Here is a 22,564-nt window from a genome sequence, read left to right as displayed (position 1 = left end):
CATGAGCGAATTGATTGCGGCGTTGCCGATGTATGATGGGCCCGAAGTGCGCGACGAGGTCGACGCCCAGTGGGCGCGGTTGCGCGATGCCTTCCGGCAAAAGGGCATCGACGCGCCGCAAACCCTGGTGCGCTGCAATGGTGACCTGCCACCGGTGCCGGGCGGTATTCGCGATGCTGAGGGGAAACTCGTTGCGCCCGACCCGGCGACATTGCCGCCGGACGAACTCGATTTTCACAGACTGTGGCTGCACCCAGCACTGTTGTTCGCTCAGACCTGCTGGGGACCGATGGAGTTCGGCCTGTCCAAGCATGTGCAGGTGGTCTGCCAGCCGAGCTACGACGCCTATGAAGGCGGGCAGGGCGAACTCTATTCGAGCGCTCTGGTGATGCGGAAAGGCGAGGGGCCGGAAGTTCGATCGTCTGCGGATGGCAGCCCCTTGCTTCCGCTGGATCTGATCCGTGGCAAGCGCTTCACCTTCAACAGCCTCGATTCGATGTCGGGATTCCTCGGACTGACGCGCGACCTGCAAGCGGCCGGCGAAAGCCTGGACATCTTCTCGTCTCGCAGCGAAAGCGACGGCCACCGTGCTTCGATCATCGCCGTTGCCGAAGGCAGCGCCGATGTTGCGGCGATCGACTGCGAGAGCTGGGCGCTGGCGCAACGCTTCGATCAAGCGGCGAAAAAAGTGGCGGTCGTCGGCTGGACGGGACGGCGCAAAGGCCTGCCTTACATCACCGCCGCAACAACGCCGGAAAAGACGGTCCGGGCGCTGCGTGAGGCCATTGCTGGGCTAGCTGAGCAGCCTCGCATCCAACGGGTAGGTTGAGAGCTGTTCGTTGCCGGTCTCGGTGATGAGGATCTGCTCCTCGATCTTGACACCTTCGTGCCCGCCAAGCCGGCCAATGTAACTCTCCACACATAGCACCATGCCGGGTTCCAGCAGGCCGTCCGGCGTGTCTGATGTCCAGTCGCTGGCATGCGGCAGCGTCGGATACTCATCGGCCAGGCCGACGCCGTGATAGAGCACGCCGTAACGCGTCGAGAAGCAGTCGCCGGGCGGCACCGCCGAGCGTTCGACAAGGTCGCGGAAAGAGATGCCGGGCTGCATCAGAGCCGTGTTGTGTTCGATCTGATCGGCGGCGATGCGGAACAGGTCGCGCTGTTCATTGGTCGGCTTTGTATCGCCGCACAGCCATGTGCGCGACAGGTCAGCGCAGAAACCGTAGGGGCCGATCAGGTCGGTGTCGAACGCGACGAGGTCGCCAGCCTCGATCTTGCGTGACGAGCATTCCTGGAACCACGGATTGGTGCGCGGGCCCGACGTCAGCAACCGGGTCTCGATCCATTCGCCGCCGCGCGCAATGTTGCCGCGATGAAGTTCCGCCCACAGTTCGTTCTCGGAAATGCCAGGCTTCAGCGCCTGTTCCATCTCGCCCATCGCCGCCTCGCAAGCGACGATCGCCCGGCGCATGGCAAGGATCTCGTCGGGTGATTTGATCAGCCGCGCGTTTTCCATCACCGCTTCGCCATTGCCGATGGAAATGCCGAGGCGGGCGAGTTCCTCGACGCCTTCCGGGTTGATGTGGTCGACCACGATGCGGCTGTTGCCGCCGCCATGTTCCCGGACCAGATCGGCGATACCGGTGGCCCAGCGGCGGACTTTCTGCTCGGTCAGCTCGCCGCCATAAAGATACATCCACGACACCGCTGGCCGCACCTCGTCGACCACGCCGGAATGATCGGACAGGTGCTCGCAGGAAAAATAATCGAACAGCACCACCGGGCCTTCAGTGGCGACAAAGCAATGCCGCGTCGGATTGTGGGCCACCCACAGCTGCATGTTGGTGCTGTCGGTGGCGTAGCGGATGTTGACGGGGTCATAGAGCAAGGCGCCGGCATAGCCACGGCGCTTCAGTTCGGCGCGGATGCGGTCCAGCCGATATTGGCGCATGACGGGCAGATCGGGAGCGGCAATGCCTGCCGCGAACCATTCAGCCTCTGCCTGTGCGCCATAGCCCAGCACATGCTGGTTGAGCGACGCCGCCTTGTGACGGGAGGCGTCGCGGAGAGCCTCGATCGAGCCTGGCTCGAACGGCATGATCTTGCGATGGCGGCCAAAACTGCCCTTTGGCGCCCCGTTCTCCATGGCCGAACCTCACGTCCGCATCTTCTCGCCGCTTGGGTCGAAGGGCGCCTCGACATTGATGCGGGCCGGCCGGCGGTGTCCGAGGATCTCGATCTCGAACAGGCCCGCACTTTCGTCCTCGGCAAGGGCTGCCGGCACATAGCCTTGCGCCATCGACTTCTGCACATAGTGGGCGTAGCCGCCCGACGTGACCCAGCCAACCACACGCCAGTCGCCATCGACGATGCCGCGCACGGCGGACGCGCCTTCGGCAGCCTTGGAGCCGCGTATTTCCTTGCCGGCCTTGTCGAAGCGCGGCGCGCCGTAGCCATGCGGCTTTTCCACCGTGCCATAGTCCTTGCTGACCTTGGCCCAGATCGGCTCGTCGCCCATCACATCGGCATCGGCGGCATCGACGATGAAGGAGACGCGGCGCAGTTTTGGTCCCTCGGCCTGTTCCTTGGCGGCAGCCTCGCGGCCGATGAAATCGTTTTTCTCCAGCTTGATGAAGCGGTCCATCGCGCCTTCGAACGGTCCGTAGATCGGCCGCAACTCGCGGAACCAGGTCGGAAAGTTCTTTTCCAGGCGCATCGACAGCAGAGCGCGCATGCCGAAATCGACGAGGCCGAATTCCTCGCCGGCGTCCTTGATCTGATGATAGACGAGGCGCTGGTAGGCCGGCGCCATCCAGATCTCGTAGCCGAGGTCGCCGGTGTAGGTGATGCGGTTGACCAGGCACGGCGCGCCGCCAACCGCCATCTCGCGGAAATCCATGAAGCGGAAGGATTTGGTCGAGATGTCGACGTCCACGAGCTTTTGTAGCAAATCCCGCGCGCTTGGCCCGGCGATCGACAGGCCGACCAGCGTCTGGTCGAAGCGGTGGATGCGCACCGACCCGTCCTTCGGCAGATGCTTTTCGAACCAGCGCATGTGGTATTTCTGCGCCGCCGACGAGCCCCAGATCATGAAACGGTCTTCCGATGCCTTGGCGATGGTGAAGTCGCCAATCAGCTTGCCGAATTCGTTGAGCATCGGCGTCAGCACGATGCGGCCGGTCTTCGGCATGCGGTTGGTCATCAGCCGGTTGAGGAAATCTTCCGCCCCAGGTCCCGACACTTCGTATTTGGCGAAGTTGGCGATCTCGGTGACGCCGACGCGATCACGCGTGGCGCGCACTTCCTCGCCGATCGGCCCAAAATCGTTGGAACGGTGGAAGGATACAATGTCCTTCGGTTCCTTGCCCTTCGGTGCGAACCAGAGCGGCGTTTCGAGACCCCAGGAGTCGCCCATGACGGCATTGTTGGCGAGCATCGTGTCGTAGAGCGGCGTCGACTGCGCCGGCCGGGCGGCCGGCAGTTCCTCGTTGGGGAAGCGGATGGAGAAGCGACGCGAATAGTTTTCGCGCACCTTGGCGTTGGTGTAGCGCAGGCCTGCCCATTCGCCGAAGCGGGTGACATCCATGCCCCAGACATCGAAGCCGGGGTCGCCATGCACCATCCAGTTGGATAGCGCCAGACCGACACCGCCGCCCTGGCTGAAGCCGGCCATCACGGCGCAGGCGCACCAGAAATTGGTCAGGCCCTGTACCGGGCCGACCAGCGGGTTGCCGTCGAGCGCGAAGGTGAAGGGGCCGTTGATGATCTGCTTGATGCCGGCCTTCTCGATGCCGGGGAAATGCTTGAAGCCGATTTCCAGCGACGGCGCGATGCGGTCGAGGTCCGGCGGCAGCAGTTCATGGCCGAAATCCCAAGGGGTGTTGATTGGCGACCACGGCTTGCAGGCCTTCTCATAGGTGCCGAGCAGGATGCCGTTGCGCTCCTGGCGGGTGTAGATCTCGCCCTTGAAGTCGAGCACGCCGATCATCTCGCGCCCGGTCGACTTGTTGAATTCCTCGACCTCCGGCATCGGCTCGGTCAGGAGATACATGTGCTCCATGGCCAACACCGGCAGCTCGACGCCGACCATGCGGCCGATCTCGCGTGCCCACAGGCCGCCGCAGTTGACGACATGCTCGGCCTTAACCGTGCCCTGTTCTGTGACGACGTTCCAGGTGCCGTCGACCTCTTGCGTCAGTTCGACGACGCGGTTGCGCAGCACGATTTCGGCGCCGAGTTTTTTGGCCGCCTTGGAGTAGGCGATCGTGGTGCCTGACGGGTCGAGATGCCCTTCGACCGGATCCCACATGGCGCCGACGAAATTGGTCTCGTCCATCAGCGGGAACATCGCCTTGGCCTCGGACGGGGTGATCAGTTCGGTGTCCATGCCGAGATAGCGGCCCTTGGCGTGGGCAAGGCGCAGGAAGTCCATGCGCTCGGGCGTATCGGCCATCATCACGCCGCCGGTCAGGTGCAGCGAGCAGGATTGGCCTGATATCTCCTCGATCTCCTTGTAGAGCTGCACCGTATAGGCCTGCAGCTTGGCGACGTTGGGGTCGCCGTTCAGCGTGTGAAAGCCGCCCGCCGCGTGCCAGGACGAGCCAGAGGTGAGTTCGGAGCGCTCGATCAGCATGATGTCGGTCCAGCCGGCCTTGGCCAGGTGGTAGAGAACCGAGCAGCCGACGACGCCGCCGCCGATGACAACCGCTTTTACATGAGATTTCATCTAGATGGGTCCGTTTTTGAAGAGATTGAGTCGGGTGAGTGCGGCATGAAAACAAAGCGGAGATCGGATGCAGCGATGTTCTCGACCAGCCTGCCATCAAGCGCGGCGAGGATGGTTTCACAGACCGAGGTACGCTGTCTCAGTACGTCATCGCTCCAAACACGCAGGATCGAATAGCCTTGAGCGCGCATGAAATCATCGCGGCGGCGATCATAGGAACTGCCGGCGTGTTGGGGCCCGTCGACTTCCACGACAAGCCATTTTTCGCGGCAGGCGAAGTCCGCGTAGTATGGTCCGATAGAGAACTGTCGCGTGAACTTGTAGATGCCAAGTCTGCGGGTTTTTAACTCCAGCCAAAGCAGCGCTTCGGCCTGGTTGTCATCTTGCCTGAGTTTTCTGGCTCGCCGGGTGGTGCCCGTTTTGCGGCGGCCGCGTGTTGCGGGGCGGGCTTCCCCCACTCCGTCGCCGCTTCGCGGCGCCACCTTTCCCCCCTCCGGAGGGAGAGGAAGGGAGCCAGCCTGCATAAGTTTGCGCCTTTCCTCTCCCCCGTCGATCGGGGGAGAGGTGTCGAGCGCAGCTCGACGGAGTGGGGGTCGACTGTTCATCAAATCCATACGAACGATCAATTCATCAACCAACACGGCCAATCAGAAGTCGGTCGGCGCGCCGCCTTCGGAGCGGCGCTTTTCGACGAAGGCGTTGAGTTCCTCGCGGATGGACGGATCCATGTAGGGTTCCTCGTAGGACGCCAGCCGTTCCTTCCACACCTTGTTGGCCTTTTCCATTGCCGTCGGCGATCCGGCCTCGGCCCAGGTCTCGAAATTGCGCCAGTCGGAGAGGATCGGCGAGTAGAAGGCGTTCTTGTATCGGTCCTGTGTGTGCTGGGTGCCGAAGAAGTGGCCGCCGGGGCCGACCGACTGGATGGCGTCGAAGCCGAGCGCCTCGTCGGACAGGTCGAGCGGGGTCAGGAATTCGGCCACCATCTGCAGAAGGTCGATGTCGAGAATGGTCTTCTCATAGGAGCAGCGCAGGCCGCCCTCGAGCCAGCCCGCGGCATGCATCATCAGATTGCCGCCGCCTTGGATGGCGCCCCACAACGAGAAGACGCTTTCGTAGGCCGCCTGCGCGTCCACCGTATTGGCGGCGCAAGTGTTGGAGGTGCGGTAGGGGATGTTGTAGCGGCGGGCAAGCTGGCCGCCGACGAGCTGCGCCTTCATGTATTCGGGCGTGCCGAACGCGGGTGAGCCGGATTTCATGTCGACATTGGAGGTGAAGCCGCCATAGCCGACCGGCGCTCCCGTGCGCACCATCTGGGCGAAGGCGATGCCGGACAGTGCCTCGGCATTCTGCTGCACCAGCGCACCGGCGATGGTCACGGGGGCCATCGCGCCCGACAAGGTGAACGGCGTGACGATCACCACTTGGCCCTTGCTCGACATTTGGATGATGCCTTCCATCATCGGCACGTCGAGCTTGAGCGGCGAATTGGTGTTGATGATGGTGAAGACCGACGGTTCCTCCAGCATCTGCTCGTGGCTGACGCCGCGCGCGATGCGGGTGATCTCGATGCCGTCGACATTGCGTTCCTTGCCTAGCGAATAGATGTGGAACACCTTGTCCGTCAGCGTGGCAAGATCACGAATGCATTCGAGGTGGCGGACGGACGGATGGATGTCGGTCGGTTCGACGGGATAGCCCCCGGTGCAGTGCAGGATGTTGTGCATCTGCGCAAGGCGCAGGAAATTGCGATAATCCGCCTGGTTGCCTGGGCGGCGGCCGCCATCCATGTCCGAGCAATTGGGAGCCGACGCCATCATCGAGATGATCAGGTTGTCGCCGCCGAAGCGCACATTGTGCGCCGGGTTGCGGGCATGGATGGTGAATTCCGACGGGCAGTGCGACACCAGGTCGAGGATCATGTCACTGTCGAAGCGCACCCGCTCCGAGCCTTCGCGCACGTCGGCGCCATGCGCCTTCATGATGCGGCGAGCCTCGTCATGCAGAACATCGACGCCGATTTCGCGCAGCACGCGCAAGGAGGCGAGGTGGATCGATTCCAGTTCGTCCTCGGAAACGAGCTTCGTCGGCGCGAGTGGGTTGCGCATCTGGCGGAAAGCCGGCTGTTCGAACGCGGCCGAGCCGCCGGCGCGCTTTCCGGCGCGGCCGCCGCGGCGGGCACGGTCCGGTGCCAGGGCCGGTTCTGCGGGTAGTAGGGCGGCGGTCATGATGGTCCTCGTACGAAGCGATAGCGGGCGCCATAATGGACCGGCGGCGGTCCAGCCATTGCGGAGGCGGCGACCACTAGGGCGAGGGAAGCGACATGCCGGAACGGCAGCCGCGCGGCCGCGACATCGGCTTGGCCACGCTGATGCGCCCGGAAGTGCCCGAGAGCAGCCGTCGGCTGAATGCGCCAATGTGGAGTGCGTTACACTTCCGTCTTTTGCTTCTGATATACTTGCGAGTTCAACGTCGTTGGAGGGACAATCATGCCTGACGTCGTCAAAGTGCGCGCCGCGACGAACAACGAGGTCGCATTCCTTTCCTGGGATATAGACGGCATGATCCCGGGCTGCCTGGGTTTCGAGATCGTGCGCATCTACCCCGACAAGGGGGAAGAACGCTGCCTGGCATCCTGGGTGCCCTTCAAGGGGCAGCGCAATCCGCGATGGATCGCACAGGATACCGGCGTCTGGCCGGTGCAGAAGACATTCTGGCGCGATCTCACCGTGCGGAGGCGCCGCGACAGCATCGACGTCAGGCCAGACGGCGAGATGATCGCCTACCGGGTGCGTCCGGTCGGCGACATGAAGCCTGGCCTCGATCCCGTGCCGGTGCGCCCCGATCAGGTCGTCGATGGCAAACCCGCCTATACCGGGCCGGCGCGGCCGCTGGGCTATCTCGGCCACGGCGCGGTCAGTCCGCCGATCTTCCTCGGGCAGATGTTCGGCAAGGCGCGGGTTGCCTTCACCAACGGCGTGCTGTCGACGCAATGGATGTCGCATGCGCTGCAGGAGGCCGGCATCAAGGTCGGGCAGCGCGACAAGATCAGGGCGGTGCTGCAGGATCCAACCAGCAAGATACGCGCCTATCTGCAAGGCGATGTGCCTGACGTGCTGACCAGCCTGATGAAACGGGCCAAGGCCGAGGGCGGCACCGTCAGGCTTGCCCTCTATGAGCTTGGCGACGACGCGTTGTGCGACGCCATCGTCGCCGCCAAGGATCTCGTCGAGGTTATCCTCTCCAATTCGGGCAGGGACGACCAGACCAAGGCTTGGGACGCCGGTAACGCGCCATACAGGAAGCGCTTGCACGACGCGGGCGTGGTGGTGACGGATCGCCTGTTCAACAACAACCACATTGGCCACAACAAGTTTGCCGTCTACCGCGATGCTCAGGGCAAGGCGCAAGCAGTGATGACCGGTAGCACCAACTGGACGTCGACGGGTATCTGCGGCCAGTCCAACAACGCCTTCATCCGCGACGACCCTGATATGGCCGAGATCTTCGACGCCTATTGGCAGCGCATGAAGGCCGATGTGTTCCCGCCGCCGGCCTCGGAAAGCGCTGCCGGTCATGTCGCGCAGACGCAAGGCGTGCCGTTCCGCCGGGAAAACCACAGGCCAAATCCGCTGAACGGCGCCACGGCGGCGCTGGACGGCATGACGGTATGGTTTTCACCCAACGACCCCGACCGCAACAAGAAGGATATCTCGGTGGGGCCAGTCGACCTCGAGGACGTCTTTGCCCGCATCAAGGCGGCGAAGCGCGCGGTGCTGTTCCTGGTGTTCAATCCTTCATTGCTGGGCAACAACTCGATCGTCGACCAGGCGGTGGCGGCAGCGATGGCCGATCCGAAGCTGATCGTGCAGGGCGCGATCAGCGATCAAACCGCCATGCCCAACTATGTCGCGCCAACCAAGGATCCGGTCACCCACAAGTCGAACAAGGACGGCAAGTCGCCATTCGTCTTTCCGGAGAAAGTCTGGGACGCGCCGAACGTCTCGATCGTGCGGGCGGCGAACCTGACCGGCGCGACGATCGCCCGCGACTTCCAGGCGGAGGTGCTGACCGTCGGCCATGCGATCGTGCACGACAAGATCGTCATCATCGATCCGATGGAAGACAACGCCACCGTCATCACCGGCAGCCACAATCTCGGTTACAAGGCGTCCTACGAAAATGACGAGAACCTGGTGATCGTCGAGGGCGACAAGACCTTCGCCGCCGCCTACGCGGTGCACATGCTGGACGTGTTCGATCACTACAAGTTCCGCGCTTGGCGCCGGACGATCGGCAAGGGACCTTCCGACGATGACGGGATCGCCACTGACGACAAGTGGCTGAAGCCTTACGCCGACGGCAAGAAGGGCGCGATCGCCCGGTATTTTCCGTAGCGTCGGCCGAGCCAGGCACTCGCCGCAATTCAATCCGGAACTGTTCGGCTTCAGCCAACCGGACGGCTCGTTGGAGCAAGTGGATTTCGCCGGCCGGCCCTTCCTTTCCCCGGATCGAACCAGTAGCTAGTCGGGCTTGCTGGCCGGATGGCCAGCACTTTATATGGATGACAGCATCAGCATGGTCGCGACCGGCTCCAGCGAAGGCGAAGCGGGAACGCAATGGGCAGCGCTTGCCGGCGTCACCGCGGCACTTGCCATGTTCGGCGCGGCGCAAGGGCTGAGCTCGCCGCTGTTCACGCTCCTGATGCAGAAGCAAGGCATGTCGCCGGCTCTGATCGGCCTGTCGGCGGCGATGATGCCGCTCGGGCTGATCCTGTCGGCTTCCTTCGTACCGGCGGCGGTGCGGCTGGTCGGCGCGCGCAACCTGGCGGTCGGCTGCTCGCTGATTGGCGCGCTCTGCTTCCTGGGCATCGGCTGTCTGCAGGACTGGGTGGCCTGGTTCGTCATCCGCTTCATCATCGGCGTCGTCATCAACCCGCTCTACATCCTTGGCGAGGTGTGGGCGCTGTCGCTGGCGCCGCCGTCGCGGCGCGGCCGGGTGATGGGTGTGTTCAACACGCTGCTGGGCGCCGGTTACGCGGCTGGGCCATTCGCGTTGACCCTGCTGGGCACCTCGGGCTGGGCGCCCTTCCTTGTCGGTGTCGCGGGCTTCACGCTCTGCGCGGTGATCCTGCACGCCGTCTCGTCAAAGCTCACCGGTTTCGAGGATGACGGCCAGCCTGCCAGCGGCCTTGCCGGCTTTGCCAAAATGGCGCCGGCGCTGTTGCTTGCCGTGCTCGTCTCGGCCGCGGTCCAGCAGAGCACCTATGCGCTGGTCCCGGTCTTCGGCTCCAGCTATGGTCTGGCGGAAGCCGTGCTGGCCTCGCTGGTGATGGCGCTGTCGCTGGGCAACATCCTGCTGCAGATTCCGCTCGGCCTTCTGGCGGAGCGTTTTGGCGGCCGTGCGATGATCATCGTCTGTGCGTTGGCAACGAGCGCCTGCGCGTTTCTGCTGCCGCTGCTGATCATGACGCCGCTGATCTGGGTGGTGCTGCTGGTGATGGGGGCCGTCGGCTACGGCGTCTACACGATGGCGCTGGTCGAGCTCGGCAGCCGGTTCAAGGGCTCGGTGCTGGTCGCCGGCAACGCTGCCTTTGCGCTGATGTGGGGCGCCGGCGGCATCGTCGGTCCGCCCGGCGCCGGCCTGCTCATGCAAGGCATCGGCCCGCTCGGCCTGCCGGTTGTGATCGCCGGCCTCGATGCGGTGCTGGTGTTGTTCGCGCTGTATCGCTCGTCGGTGCGCCGAGCTTCCTGACAGGCTCAGCCTCCTGACAAGCATCGTCTGGAGCAAGCGGTTTTTGCCCGCCGGGGGCTTACCACCATCCAACTCAGTCGCTAATCCTGCAGCCCGATGGCGGTGCGCACAATGACTCTGGCGGAATCGAACGACGACGAGACAATGCAATGGGCCGCGATTACCGGTGTGATCGCGACCGTCTCGGTGTTCGCCATCGCGCAGGGGCTGTCCTATCCGCTGTTGAGCTTCATCCTGCAGCGCCAGGGCGTTTCTCCGGCGATGATCGGCCTGTCGGCGGCGATGACGCCGGTCGGCTTCATCCTGTCGTCGCCGCTGATCCCGGCGCTGGCGCGGCGTTTCGGGGCAGGGCGCACGGCGCTTACCTGTGCTGCCCTGTCGGCGATCGTGCTGGCGCTGATCGGCTGGACGCAGAATGTCTATCTGTGGTTTCCGCTGCGCTTCCTGATCGGCGTGGTGACAAATCCGCTCTACGTGCTGAGCGAGATCTGGGTGATCGCGCTGGCGCCGTCGGCCCGGCGCGGCCGTGTCATGGGTGTCTATTCGACGATCATCTCGGCCGGCTTCGCGGCCGGGCCGCTGTGCCTGCTTGCCGTCGGCACGCAGGGATGGCCGCCCTTCCTCGTGGGCATTTTCGCCTTTGTTCTGTGCGGCATCTGCCTGGCCTCGGTGCTGCCGCGCCTGCCGAAGGTCGACGAGGCCGGGCATCAGGTTTCCGTCCTGGGCTTCGTGCCGCTGGCATGGCTGCTGTTGTTTGCCGTCGTGGTTGCCGCCGGCTTCGAACAGGGCGCGCTGGCCTTGCTGCCGGTCTATGGCACTCATCACGGAATCGCCGAGGTCCGCATGTCGGCGCTGCTGTCGGTGATGATTGCCGGCAACATCGCCATGCAGGTGCCGCTCGGCCTGCTGGCCGAAAGGCTTTCCGCGTGCCTGGTGCGGCTTGCCTGCGTCGCGATCACGGTGCTCGGTTGCCTGCTCCTGCCGCTTCTCATCGAGTTGCCGCTGATCTGGCCGATGATCTTTGTCTGGGGCGCCGTTTCCTACGGCATCTACACGATGTCGATTATCGAGCTCGGCGAGCGCTTCACCGGCTCGGCATTGGTCGCCGGCAACGCCGCCTTCTCCCTGATGTGGGGCGTCGGCGGCATCGCCGTGCCGCCGCTGGCAGGCACCGCCATGGACATTCTAGGCGCAAGAGGTCTGCCGATCACGCTCGGCCTGATGTGCCTTGCGCTGGCGATCGCGAGCGTCGTTGGCCGAAGGTCAGCCTGATGCGATCGTGGGATGCGGCAGCCGGTCATCGCCTTGCCATCTCGAAATTGCCCATATGTCACAATCGGCGTGACGTTCCTCAGGGTGCATCCGTCGCAGCATGTCCTGAATTTCAGCGGCACGATCAAAGTCGGGTATCAGCCCAACGTGGGACAGTTCCGAATTCGCAAATACGTCGGGGAAGCCGCCGCAATTGGTCAACGCACTTACGGCAACTTCTTGATCCAACAAGTCGTAGCCCAGGAAGGTGAAGCCGCCCCAATCAACCGACCGCACGTCCGCCGACGGTTTTCGGATCACGCTTAACATGTTCAATTTGTTCGTATCCGCCAGTTCCGAAAGCAGGAAATCCAGATCCACAAAGAAATCGAGCATCCAATCCTCGTTCACAATGTGGGGCCAGTAGCTGTCCTTTGTCTCGCCAAGCACGACCGGGCCGAGCATTCCATCGAGTGTGACGACCTCGGTCAATTGGGTGAGGCCTGACCACTCGACGTATTTCGTCCACTCCGTGCCGCTGGACGGACCAAATCTCGCTTTCGCAAGGTAGAGAAATTGCATGAGGTTTCCTCGTAGCGACACATGGCTGGATAAGGTTTCGCAGTTGATGCGATATGGCGGGGTCGCTTCTTTCGCGCGTTCCAATTGAATTTCGGTAGTGGCATGACGATGTTTGCGACACCGAGCCTTGACGAGTTTACCGGAGACCATATGACCAAGTCGACCGCACAGAGCCTGCCAAATTCCGCTCCTTCGACCGACGATCCGTTTCTCTGGCTGGAGGACAGGACAGCCAAGCAGTCGCTCGACTGGGTGCATCGCCAGAACGAGGTCACGGTTGGCGAGCTGCAGGGTGATCCGTCCTATAAGGCGGCGTTCCAGACCGCGCTCGACCTGATGACAGCCGAGGACAACATCGCCGTTGGCGCCGCCATTGCGGGTCACGTCTACAATTTCTGGCAGGACAAGACCAATGTGCTCGGCCTCTGGCGCCGCACGTCGGTCGCTTCCTACAAGACCGAGAAGCCCGACTGGGAAACGATCGTCGACTTCGACCAGCTTGCGGCCAAGGAGGGGATCAAATGGGTGTTCAGCGGCGCCAGCCGGCTCTATCCGGACTTCAACCTTTGCCTGGTCTCGATGTCGCCCGATGGCGGGGACGCCAGCGAGATGCGCGAATTCGACATCGCGACCAAGTCGTTTGTCGAGGACGGGTTCCGCGCGCCGGCGTCGAAGTCGAGCTTCAGCTGGCTGGACAAGGACACCGTGATTGTTTCCGCCGCGTTCGAAGAGTCCGATAAGACCGACTCCGGTTATCCGCGTGTGATCAAGCTCTGGAAGCGCGGCACCAAACTTGAAGACGCGACACCGATCTTCGAGGCGCAGAAGGAGGATCTCGCCGTTGGTGCCGCCGTCGAGTACGACGGTGACAGGCGTTACCTGATCCTGGCCCGAACGCTGAATTTCTTCGCTTCGCACATCTTCCTGCGGCTGCCTTCCGGCGAAAACAAACAGCTGCCACTGCCGGACGACATGACCGACACCGCAATCTTCAGGGATCAGCTCGTCTTCGGCGTGCGCAGCCCATGGACGGCGCCCGACGGCACGGTTTGCAAGCCTGACGGCCTCTATTCGCTGGATCTGGCGCACTGGGTCGAGACCGGCGCGCTCGGACCTGTGGAAACCTTGTTCGAGCCGGCATATCGCGTTTCCATCGCCGGCATTGCCCGCACGCAGGACCGGCTGTTCATCAACCTGATGGACAATGTGCGCGGCAAGGTCGTCGTCTGCGAGCGCGAGGATGGCAGCTGGTCGCTGAAACCGGTCGCGCTGCCCGAGAACGGCAATGTCGGGATCAGCCATGCTGAGCACTTCGGCTCGACCGTCTCCTTCTCCTTCACCGATTTCCTGACGCCGAGCTCAATCATCTGGTCTGATGACAATGGCGAGACGCTCGCCACCGTGAAGTCGCAGCCGGCGCGTTTCGATGCCTCGCCGCTGATCTCTGAGCAGTTCGAGGCGAGCTCGAAGGACGGCACGATGATCCCCTATTTCGTCGTCAGGCGGCGCGACCAGAACGGTCCGGTGCCGACACTGCTCTACGGCTATGGCGGTTTCGAAGTGCCGCTGCTGCCAGGCTATGCCGGTGTGCGCGGCCGGCTGTGGCTGGAGAAGGGCAATGCCTATGTGCAAGCCTGCATCCGCGGCGGCGGCGAGTTCGGCCCGGCCTGGCATCAGGCGGCGCTCAAGGGCAATCGCCAGAACGGATTCGACGATTTCGCCGCGGTTGCGCAGGATGTCGTTCGACGCGGGATTGCGACAGCAGCCTCGCTCGGCATCCAGGGCGGTTCGAATGGCGGCCTGCTGACGGGCGTTTCGCTGACGCAGCATCCCGAGCTGTTCGGCGCCGTCATCATCGAGGTGCCGCTGCTCGACATGCTGCGCTACACCGAATTGCCGCCCGGCGCTTCGTGGATGGCCGAATATGGCGATCCGTCGAAACCGGAAGACGCGAAGTGGCTTTCAGCCTACTCGCCCTATCAGCATGTCGACGCCGATGCGGCCTATCCGCCGGTGCTGCTGACGACGTCGACCGCTGACGACCGGGTCCATCCCGGCCATGCGCGCAAGATGGCCGCACGCCTGCAGGAAGCCGGTCATGCCAAGACGATGTTCTTCGAGGAGACCGAGGGCGGGCATGGCGGCCGGGGCGACCGCCGGCCGCAGGCAGCGCAAACGGCGATGAAATATGTCTTTCTCCAAAGGGCGCTGGCCGGGAAGGCATAACCGGAGGAGGGAAGCATTGCCGACGCAAAGGGTGGTTCACCTCGACCGCCCTTTGCTCTAAGGTGCCTTCCATGGCTCTCGCTAGACTATCAGCTCGTGCATTTCGGGTCGCGGTGACACCGTCATCGCGCACGCTGCGCGCCGAGCTTTTGCGGCTATGCGCCCGCATCGGCTATTCGCCACCTGTCTGCCTCTGACGCATTCGCCCCGGCTTGAGCCGGATAGAAGCCAGAGGAAAGATCAGATTCATGACCTATCAGAATTATTCGCTGAAGCAGCTTCAGCAGATCGACGCCGCGCATCATCTCCATCCGTTCACCGACCACCAGGAACTGCGCGAAGCCGGTTCGCGCATCATCACCCATGCCAATGGGCCGTTCATCTACGATTCCGAAGGGGCCGAAATCCTCGACGGCATGGCGGGGCTGTGGTGTGTCAACATCGGCTATGGCCGTGACGAACTGGCCGAGGCTGCCTATGCGCAGATGAAGGAGCTGCCTTACTACAACTCCTTCTTCAAATGCTCGACACCGACGCCGGTGCTGCTGTCCAAGAAACTGGCGGAGATCGCACCGAAGCACGTCAACCAGGTGTTCTACGGCTCGTCCGGTTCGGAAGCCAACGACACCGCGCTGCGTCTCGTGCGCCACTACTGGGTGCTGGAGGGCAAGCCGGAGAAGAACCGCATCATCTCGCGCAAGATGGCCTATCACGGCTCGACCGTTGCCGGCACGTCGCTCGGCGGCATGGACGGCATGCACAAGCAGCTCGGCGGCGCGGTGCCCAATATCGTCCATGTCATGATGCCCTATGCCTATGAGCTGGCGCTGCCTGGCGAGAGCGACCATGATTTCGGCCTGCGCGCGGCCAGGGCTGTCGAGGATGCGATCCTCGAAGCGGGCGCCGACAAGGTTGCCGCTTTCATCGGCGAGCCGGTGATGGGGGCGGGCGGCGTGAAGATCCCGCCGGCCAGCTACTGGCCTGAGGTGCAGCGCATCTGCCGCAAATATGATGTCCTGCTGATGCTGGACGAGGTCATCACCGGCTATGGCCGCACCGGTGAGTGGTTCGCTGCGCAGACGCTCGGCATCGAGCCCGACACGATCACCACGGCCAAGGCGCTGACCTCGGGCTACCAGCCGCTGTCGGCATTGCTGGTCGGCGACCGCATCGCCTCGACGCTGGTCGAGAAGGGCGGCGAGTTCAATCACGGCTACACCTATTCCGGCCACCCGGTGGCCTGTGCCGTGGCGCTGAAGAACCTTGAGATCATCGAGCGGGAAGGGCTGGTCGATCGCGTCCGGAACGACACCGGTCCCTATTTCGCCAAGGCCCTGCAGGAGCGCATCGCCGGGCATGATCTGGTCGGCGAAGTGCGCTCGATCGGACTGATGGGCGCGATCGAGATCGTCAAGGACAAGGCGACCAGGGAGCGCTTCCTGCCGGCTGGAAGTGCTGCGGTGATCGTGCGTGATCACGCGATCGCGCACGGCATGATGCTGCGCGCCACCGGCGACACGATGATCCTGTCGCCGCCGCTGATCTGGACTCGCGACACCATCGACATGGCCTGCGACCGCATCTCGAAGGCGCTGGATCTGGCGCAAGCCGATTTGCGCAAGCGGTAGGGCTCGGAACCTCGGCCGGGCGTTCCTGGTGGGAACGACCGGCTTCCAGGTCCATGCTGAAGCGAAGAGGGAACGAATCCCATCCCCAGCGCGTAGTGTATGGGGCAGCGGCTGATTCGGCTGCGACAAGGGTTTGTTTTCATGAGAAAGACCGGCAAGAGCCGACGGACGCAAGAAGCGGCCAGCATCAGCGGCGACCTGATGCTGGCGCCGCTGGTGGCGATGATGCGGCTGCCGTTGATGGCCATGGATGGCGGGAGCAGCCAGCCATGGAGCACGGAGACCGCGCGTGCGGTGAACGAAAAGACCGCCGCCATGGCCGAAGGCGCGTTTGCGGCGCAAATGTCTTTCCTGCAGTCGGCATCGCGTTTCTGGCCTGAAGTCTTTTCCGGCCGCACGCCGTCGCTGTTCAACGGTGTCGCCGCGGAACGCTCGATCAGCGCCGCGCTGAAGCCGGCAAGCCGTACCGTGAAAGCGAATTTTCGCCGGCTGTCCAACAAGACCTGACCGAGGTTGCAGAACTTTGATTTTGCGCATCGAGGAGCGCATGGGCTAGAACCAGTCGGTGCAGTTACCGATGGGGGACACGATGGCCGGACAACCGCTCAACCAGCCGGCTGAAATTCCAGCCGAACTCGACCGCTGGAACTGGGGCGCCTTCTTCCTCAACTGGATCTGGGGCATCGGTAACAGCACCTTCATCGCGCTGCTGGCGCTGATTCCGATCGTTAACATCATCATGATCATCGTGCTGGGCGCGCGCGGCAGTCGCTGGGCCTGGCAGAACCGCGCCTGGCGCGATGCCGAACAGTTTCGCAAGACGCAACGCAACTGGGCAATCGCCGGGCTTGCCGTCTGGGTGGTCGGGATCGGCGGCTGCGCAACGATGGTCGGCAGCATCCCCTACGTCCTGAAAGGCAGCGATGCCTACCACATGACGATGGACCGGCTTCGCGCCGACGACCGCGTCAAGGCGGCGCTGGGTGATGATTTGGCCGACAGTTTCTGGGTCGGTGGCCATCTCAATGTCAATGCGAATGGGGCGGGCGACGCCCAGTTCAGCATTCCGGTCCACGGCGCCAAGGGAAAGGGCACTGCCTACTCAACCGCTGTCCGCACAGCCGGCACATGGAGCCTGCGCCTGCTGGTCGTCAGGGTCGAGGGAGCCGATGCACCGATCGTGCTGATCAACGAAGATCATGTCCCGATCCCGAATGCGGCAATCGGAATATAGCAGGGCAAAACGCAAAATCGCGGCCTATAGGCGGCGCGACGGCTGACGGTTCGGCTGGCTTTGTGGCCCAACACGCGGGTGACCTCTGCTGCGTTCCCCTCAAGGAAAAGTGCTGAAAAACCAGATGCCGTCTGACAGTATGCGGACGCGTTCATGTGGACCGGTGGCAATTTCATACAAGGGCACGCGCATATGGTGAGTTCTGTTCGTGCGGTCGTGGTCGGTGGCGGCTGTGTGGGTGCCGGCATTCTCTACGGCCTAGCAAAGCGCGGCTGGACCGATGTGGCGCTGCTGGAGCGAACACGGCTTACGGCCGGGTCGACATGGCATGCCGCGGGGCTCATCCCCTCCTACGCGCGCAGCCGCAATGTCGGCCGCATGATCGCCAGGTCGATCGAAATCTATGAGGGCCTGGAGGCGGAGACGGGCCAGAACGTGGGCTGGCACAAATGCGGCCAGCTGCGCATTGCCAACACGCGCGACAGGCTGGACGAGTACAGAAGCTACATGGACGTCGCCGAGGTCCAGGGTGTGCGGGCCCGGATCGTATCGCCCGCGGAGGCGCGAGAGATCTGGCCGCTGCTCGACAACAACAGCATGCTGGGTGCGCTTTACCATCCCGATGACGGTCACATTGCACCGGCGGACGTTACCCAGGCGATGGCCAAGGGTGCACGCGACCTCGGCGCGAAGGTCCATCTTGATACCGAGGTTGTGGGTTTCGAGCGGATGCCGAGCGGCGAGTGGAGGGTCAAGACCTCACGCGGTGACTTCGTCTGCGAACACGTCATCCTTGCAACCGGCAATTACGCACGCCAGACAGGCGCCATGCTGGGCCTGGACATTCCCGCTATCCCGATCCTGCATCAGTACTGGATCACCGAGGCGGTTCCCGAAATCGTGGAACGCAAACGGCTTGGTCTTCCGGAGATGCCGATCCTCAGGGACGAGGGTTACGAGGGCTATCTGCGTGAAGAGGGGGACGGGCTGATGTTCGGTCCCTATGAGCGTACCGAACAGCTCAAGCTGTTCGCCGAAAACGGCGTCCCCGAATGGTTCGGCGCCGATCTGCTCGATCAGGATTTCGACGCCGTGTCCTGGAACTGGGAGCGCGCGACCGAATTGGTCCCCGCGCTCGGACGCGCCGGCATCAAGCGGAATGTGCGGGGACCTTTCCAGATGACGGCAGATGAGTTGCCGCTGATGGGGCAGGCGTGGGGGCTGGAGAATGTCTGGCTCGCCGAAGGGGTGCCTGGCGGCATCCTTTGGGGTGGTGCGATTGGCTACTACCTCTCCGAAAGGATCGTGGAGGGTGGCAACAGCATCGACACGGCTGAGTTGGATCCCCGCCGGTTCGGCCAATATGCCAACAAGAACTGGACACGGGCAAAGGTCCGGGAAGCCTGGGGCACCCACGCCGCACAGCACTATCCTGGCCAGGACATGCCTGCGGCGCGACCACAGAAAACGGCCCCGTCCTACGACCGTCTAAGCCAGCTCGGCGCGGTATGGGATGTGTTGAACGGCTGGGAGATGCCGAGCTGGTTTGCGCCCGCGGGTGTCGAACCGCGCAATGTCTACAGCTGGCGCTGGACCCCCAAAGGGAACCACGTCGGCGCAGAGGTCCAGGCTGTCCGCCAGGCCGCCGGGCTGGTCGAGATGACACCAATGACAAAGTTCGAGGTCGGCGGGCCGGGCGCCGAGGGCTGGCTCGACGGAATCCTGGCCAACAGGCTGCCTCGTCCCGGTCGTGTCGTTCTTGCCCATCATCTGACGCCGGCCGGCGGCGTGCAGGCCGAGTATGTGGTGGCAGGGCTGCAGAGCGACCTGTTCTACCTCATATCCACGCCGCGCGCCGAGCGCTGGAACCTTGACGATCTCAGCCGGCTGTTGCCAAAGGACGGCAGCGTGCATCTGCGCAACGTCACGGACGATCGCGGCAGCTTCACAGTGGTTGGGCCGAAGGCGCGCGACATATTGCAGCCGCTGACGGAGATGGATCTCTCCAACGAAGCCTTCCCATGGTTCAGCGTGCAATCCGGGACTGTCGGCTTGGCCAGTGACGTGCGACTGCTGCGCGTCAACTACTCCGGCGAACTCGGATGGGAACTTTATCATCCACTCTGCTATCAGCGGCATTTGCTGGATGCACTGCTGGCATCGGGAGAGGCGCACGGGCTGAGGCCGGTCGGACTTCAAGCGCTGGAATCGCTTCGTCTCGATAAATCCTACCGCGCCATGTATCGCGATATGAATCTCGAATTATCAGCCTGGGAAAGCGGTCTCGACCGCTTCGTCAGCCTCGACAAGGGGGATTTCATCGGCCGCGCGGCACTGGTCGCAAAACAGCAGCAGGAGGCACGCCGGATCGTCACGCTGTCGATCGATACGGACGGTGCGAGCGCGTTCGCCTTCGAGGGCGTCTACCGCAAAGGCGAGCTTGTCGGCCACGTTACTTCTGCAGGCTACTCCTATACTTTTGGTCACGACATCGCCCTTGCGCTGTTGCCTCTGGACCTTGTGTCGCCTGGCACCGAGCTCGAGGTTTCCGTCCTTGGCGAGCGCCGCCCGGCAAAAGTGATCGCGGACTCACCTTATGATCCGGAAGGCGCCCGTAGGCGTATGTGAGGCATCCCGGAGTACAGTTTCTGGGTTTATCGATGTCTCAAAACGTGCAGCAGGGCAAAACGCAAAAACCGCGCTCCATCGGGAACGCGGCTTTGCCAGATACGCATGGCGCTTCGCTACTCGAACACTTGGCGAAACTTACGGGCTCCGGTACGCGAGACCTGATCCGGAGCGCCGGGCGGATGCGATATGTCCGCCTCGCAATCCGTTTTATAGGGACATCGTTACCGGGGGGTTATCGAGAGCTTAAGCAAATCTAAATTTGCATTTTTTTCTGCCGAAGAAAATCGGAAAAAGTCAGCCAAATCCGTTGGTTACGCTGGGTTACCCCTGAGAAAATTAATTATGCCGGAGAAATCGACGCCGCCATGTCCCTGGGCGTTGAACAAGGCATAGAGCTGGGCTGCTTCGGCGCCAAGCGGCGTCACTGCGCCGGCGCTTTGCGCGGCTTCCTGGGACAACCTCAGGTCTTTCAGCATCAAGGCAGCTGCAAATCCTGGGCTGTAGTCCCTGTTTGCGGGCGAAGTCGGCACCGGGCCGGGCACCGGGCAATAGGTGGTCAGGGACCAGCATTGCCCCGACGAGGTCGAGGCGACGTCGAACAGCGCCTGATGCGACAGGCCGAGCTTTTCGGCCAGGACGAAGGCTTCGGCGACGCCGATCATCGAGATGCCAAGGATCATGTTGTTGCAGATCTTTGCCGCCTGGCCGGCGCCGTCGCCGCCGCAATGGACGATGCGGCCGGCCATCGGCTTCAGGATCGGCTCGGCGGCGACGAAGGCATCCCCGGAGCCTCCTGCCATGAAGGTCAGCGTGCCGGCCGCAGCCCCGCCGGTGCCGCCCGAGACGGGCGCATCGATGGACAGCAGGCCGTGCTTGGCGGCAATGGCGTGCGCCTTGCGCGCCGATTCGACGTCGATGGTCGAGGAATCGATGAAGAGTGCGCCTTCTTTCGCCTTGGGCGCGATGTCCTCGTAGACGGAGAGCACATGCTTGCCCGCAGGCAGCATGGTGATCACCACGTCGGCATCCTTCACCGCGGCCGGCCCGTTGGCCATGATGACGACGCCGTGCTCGCGCGCGACGGTCAAATTTTCCGGCATCAGGTCGAAGCCATGCACTTGGTGCCCAGCCTTGACCAGATTGGCGGCCATTGGATTGCCCATGTTGCCGAGGCCGATGAAGGCGATCGTCGTCATTGTCTGTCTCCCAGAGTTGCTGGCTTCAACGGCCAATCAGCGCGCGAGCGATGATGACGCGCATGATCTCGTTGGTGCCCTCGAGGATCTGGTGCACCCGCAGGTCCCGCACCAGCTTCTCGATGCCGTAATCGTGCAGGTAGCCGTAACCGCCGAGCAGTTGCAGCGCGTCGTTGGCGACGGTGAAGCCGGTGTCGGTGACGAAACGTTTGGCCATCGCCGACCATTTGCCGGCATCCGGTGCCTTGCGGTCCAGTTTCGAGGCCGCCGCATAGAGGAAGATGCGCGCTGCCTGCAGCTCGGTCTCCATGTCGGCCAGCCTGAACTGCAAAGCCTGGAACTGGTTGATCTTCGAGCCGAAGGCCTTGCGCTCGGCGGTGTAGGAAAGCGCCTTGTCGAGCGCCGACTGCGCGCCGCCCAGCGAACAGGCGGCGATGTTCAACCGGCCGCCGTCGAGGCCGGCCATGGCAATGCCGAAGCCCGCACCTTCGCCGGACAAAAGGTTCTCCGCCGGCACCTTGCAATCCTCGAAAATGACCTGGCGGGTCGACTGCATGTGCCAGCCCATCTTGTGCTCGTTGGCGCCGAAGGAGAGGCCTGGTGCGTCCTTCGGCACGACGATGGTGGAAATGCCTTTCGGCCCGTCAGCGCCGGTGCGAACCATGACGGCATAGACATCGCTGTCGCCGGCGCCGGAGATGAACTGTTTGGTGCCATTGAGGACATAGTCGCCGCCGCTCTTGACCGCGCGCGTCTTCAGCGCCGCGGCATCGGAACCGGAGCCGGGCTCGGTCAGGCAATAGCTCGCCAGCCATTCCATCGAGGTGAGCTTCGGCAGGAAGCGCTGGCGCTGCTCGTCATTGCCGAAACGGTCGATCATCGACGCCACCATGTTGTGGATGGAGATGAAGGACGAAAAGGCCGGATCGGCGTGCGACAGCGCCTCGAAGATCAGCACGGCATCGAGCCGGCCAAGCGCCGAGCCGCCGACATCATCCCTGATATAGATGCCGCCAAGACCGAGCGGTCCGGTCTCGCGGATCACATCGGCCGGGAAATGCTTGTTGCGGTCCCAATCGAGCGCATTCGGCGCGACGCGGTCGGCGGCGAAGGCCTGCGCCATCTCCTGGATGGCACGCTGCTCCTCGTTGAGTTCGAACTGGCTGGTGCTCGCATCGACCGCGGCGTCCATGGCGTGCTCCTAATATCTTCGACCTGCTGGCCTGTCGTTTTTGGCTTTGCGCGCGCACCAATCTAGACCAATGATGCCGCCGCGCAACCCGACCCCGTCACCGGCCATTTGGGGAGCGGCTGTGCACCAATGCATGTCCGGAGC

At 63.2% G+C, this 22,564-nt stretch carries 16 protein-coding genes; 9 read left to right on the top strand and 7 right to left on the bottom strand.

Features of this window, described 5'->3' with window-relative positions; translation table 11 throughout:
- The first annotated feature begins 1 nt into the window (after nucleotide 1).
- A complete protein-coding gene (locus ASD12_RS31560) occupies nucleotides 2-829 on the top strand; it encodes a PhnD/SsuA/transferrin family substrate-binding protein (RefSeq protein ID WP_056596266.1) in 828 nt (275 codons plus the stop codon).
- Here ASD12_RS31560 and ASD12_RS31555 read toward each other — a convergent pair.
- The 4 genes from ASD12_RS31555 to ASD12_RS31540 form a co-directional block, all read right to left on the bottom strand.
- Nucleotides 794-2,149 (bottom strand): Xaa-Pro peptidase family protein, encoded by a 1,356-nt coding sequence (locus ASD12_RS31555; protein WP_056596263.1) that lies wholly within the window; start codon nucleotides 2,147-2,149, stop codon nucleotides 794-796. The two genes, ASD12_RS31560 and ASD12_RS31555, sit on opposite strands and share 36 nt — an antisense overlap.
- A gap of 9 nt (nucleotides 2,150-2,158) precedes the next feature.
- Nucleotides 2,159-4,729, bottom strand: a complete 2,571-nt coding sequence (locus ASD12_RS31550) for an FAD-dependent oxidoreductase (protein WP_056596260.1) — start codon at nucleotides 4,727-4,729, stop codon at nucleotides 2,159-2,161.
- Nucleotides 4,726-5,187 carry a DUF559 domain-containing protein gene (locus ASD12_RS31545; RefSeq protein ID WP_056596910.1) on the bottom strand — a complete coding sequence of 154 codons (462 nt, stop codon included), beginning with the start codon at nucleotides 5,185-5,187 and terminating at the stop codon, nucleotides 4,726-4,728. Before ASD12_RS31545 ends, ASD12_RS31550 begins: the two co-directional genes overlap by 4 nt.
- Before the next feature lie 189 nt (nucleotides 5,188-5,376).
- Nucleotides 5,377-6,954, bottom strand: coding sequence for a trimethylamine methyltransferase family protein (locus tag ASD12_RS31540; RefSeq protein ID WP_056596256.1), 1,578 nt, complete (start codon nucleotides 6,952-6,954; stop codon nucleotides 5,377-5,379).
- Between the two features lie 261 nt (nucleotides 6,955-7,215).
- Between ASD12_RS31540 and ASD12_RS31535 the strand changes: the two genes are divergently transcribed.
- From ASD12_RS31535 to ASD12_RS31525, 3 genes are all read left to right on the top strand, one after another.
- Nucleotides 7,216-9,123, top strand: coding sequence for a phospholipase D-like domain-containing protein (locus tag ASD12_RS31535; RefSeq protein WP_056596253.1), 1,908 nt, complete (start codon nucleotides 7,216-7,218; stop codon nucleotides 9,121-9,123).
- A 181-nt stretch (nucleotides 9,124-9,304) separates the two neighbouring features.
- The gene (locus ASD12_RS31530) at nucleotides 9,305-10,480 is read left to right on the top strand and encodes an MFS transporter (protein ID WP_056596907.1); all 1,176 of its coding nucleotides are present in this window, start codon (nucleotides 9,305-9,307) and stop codon (nucleotides 10,478-10,480) included.
- Between the two features lie 111 nt (nucleotides 10,481-10,591).
- A complete protein-coding gene (locus tag ASD12_RS31525) occupies nucleotides 10,592-11,752 on the top strand; it encodes an MFS transporter (RefSeq protein ID WP_056596903.1) in 1,161 nt (386 codons plus the stop codon).
- On the opposite strand, the gene ASD12_RS31520 is transcribed toward ASD12_RS31525, so the two are convergent.
- Nucleotides 11,744-12,313: a hypothetical protein gene (locus ASD12_RS31520; RefSeq protein ID WP_056596249.1), complete on the bottom strand. Its 570-nt coding sequence runs from the start codon at nucleotides 12,311-12,313 to the stop codon at nucleotides 11,744-11,746. The two genes, ASD12_RS31525 and ASD12_RS31520, sit on opposite strands and share 9 nt — an antisense overlap.
- 150 nt (nucleotides 12,314-12,463) lie before the next feature.
- Here ASD12_RS31520 and ASD12_RS31515 point away from each other — a divergent pair, with 150 nt between their 5' ends.
- The 5 genes from ASD12_RS31515 to ASD12_RS31495 all read left to right on the top strand — a co-directional run bounded on the left by ASD12_RS31515 (nucleotide 12,464) and on the right by ASD12_RS31495 (nucleotide 20,029).
- Nucleotides 12,464-14,539, top strand: coding sequence for a prolyl oligopeptidase family protein (locus ASD12_RS31515; protein WP_056596246.1), 2,076 nt, complete (start codon nucleotides 12,464-12,466; stop codon nucleotides 14,537-14,539).
- 248 nt (nucleotides 14,540-14,787) lie between these two features.
- Complete coding sequence (locus ASD12_RS31510; protein ID WP_056596242.1) at nucleotides 14,788-16,167, top strand: aspartate aminotransferase family protein; 1,380 nt, start codon at nucleotides 14,788-14,790, stop codon at nucleotides 16,165-16,167.
- Nucleotides 16,168-16,308: 141 nt separating this feature from the next.
- Complete coding sequence (locus tag ASD12_RS31505; RefSeq protein ID WP_056596899.1) at nucleotides 16,309-16,674, top strand: hypothetical protein; 366 nt, start codon at nucleotides 16,309-16,311, stop codon at nucleotides 16,672-16,674.
- An 82-nt stretch (nucleotides 16,675-16,756) separates the two neighbouring features.
- Entirely contained in the window at nucleotides 16,757-17,401 is a 645-nt protein-coding gene (locus tag ASD12_RS31500) for a cytochrome c oxidase assembly factor Coa1 family protein (RefSeq protein WP_056596888.1), read from the top strand.
- A 192-nt stretch (nucleotides 17,402-17,593) separates the two neighbouring features.
- On the top strand, nucleotides 17,594-20,029 hold the full coding sequence (locus tag ASD12_RS31495) for an FAD-dependent oxidoreductase (RefSeq protein ID WP_056596884.1): 2,436 nt from the start codon (nucleotides 17,594-17,596) through the stop codon (nucleotides 20,027-20,029).
- Nucleotides 20,030-20,343: 314 nt separating this feature from the next.
- On the opposite strand, the gene mmsB is transcribed toward ASD12_RS31495, so the two are convergent.
- Nucleotides 20,344-21,228 carry a 3-hydroxyisobutyrate dehydrogenase gene (gene mmsB, locus ASD12_RS31490; RefSeq protein ID WP_056596238.1) on the bottom strand — a complete coding sequence of 295 codons (885 nt, stop codon included), beginning with the start codon at nucleotides 21,226-21,228 and terminating at the stop codon, nucleotides 20,344-20,346.
- A gap of 25 nt (nucleotides 21,229-21,253) precedes the next feature.
- Nucleotides 21,254-22,420, bottom strand: a complete 1,167-nt coding sequence (locus ASD12_RS31485; RefSeq protein WP_056596235.1) for an isobutyryl-CoA dehydrogenase — start codon at nucleotides 22,418-22,420, stop codon at nucleotides 21,254-21,256.
- Between the last annotated feature and the right edge of the window lie 144 nt (nucleotides 22,421-22,564).

The organism is Mesorhizobium sp. Root102 (assembly GCF_001425625.1).
In the GTDB taxonomy this organism is placed as follows: Bacteria; Pseudomonadota; Alphaproteobacteria; order Rhizobiales; family Rhizobiaceae; genus Mesorhizobium.
The sequence above is the reverse complement of the archived record's forward strand: the minus strand, read 5'-3'. Positions and strand labels throughout refer to the sequence as shown.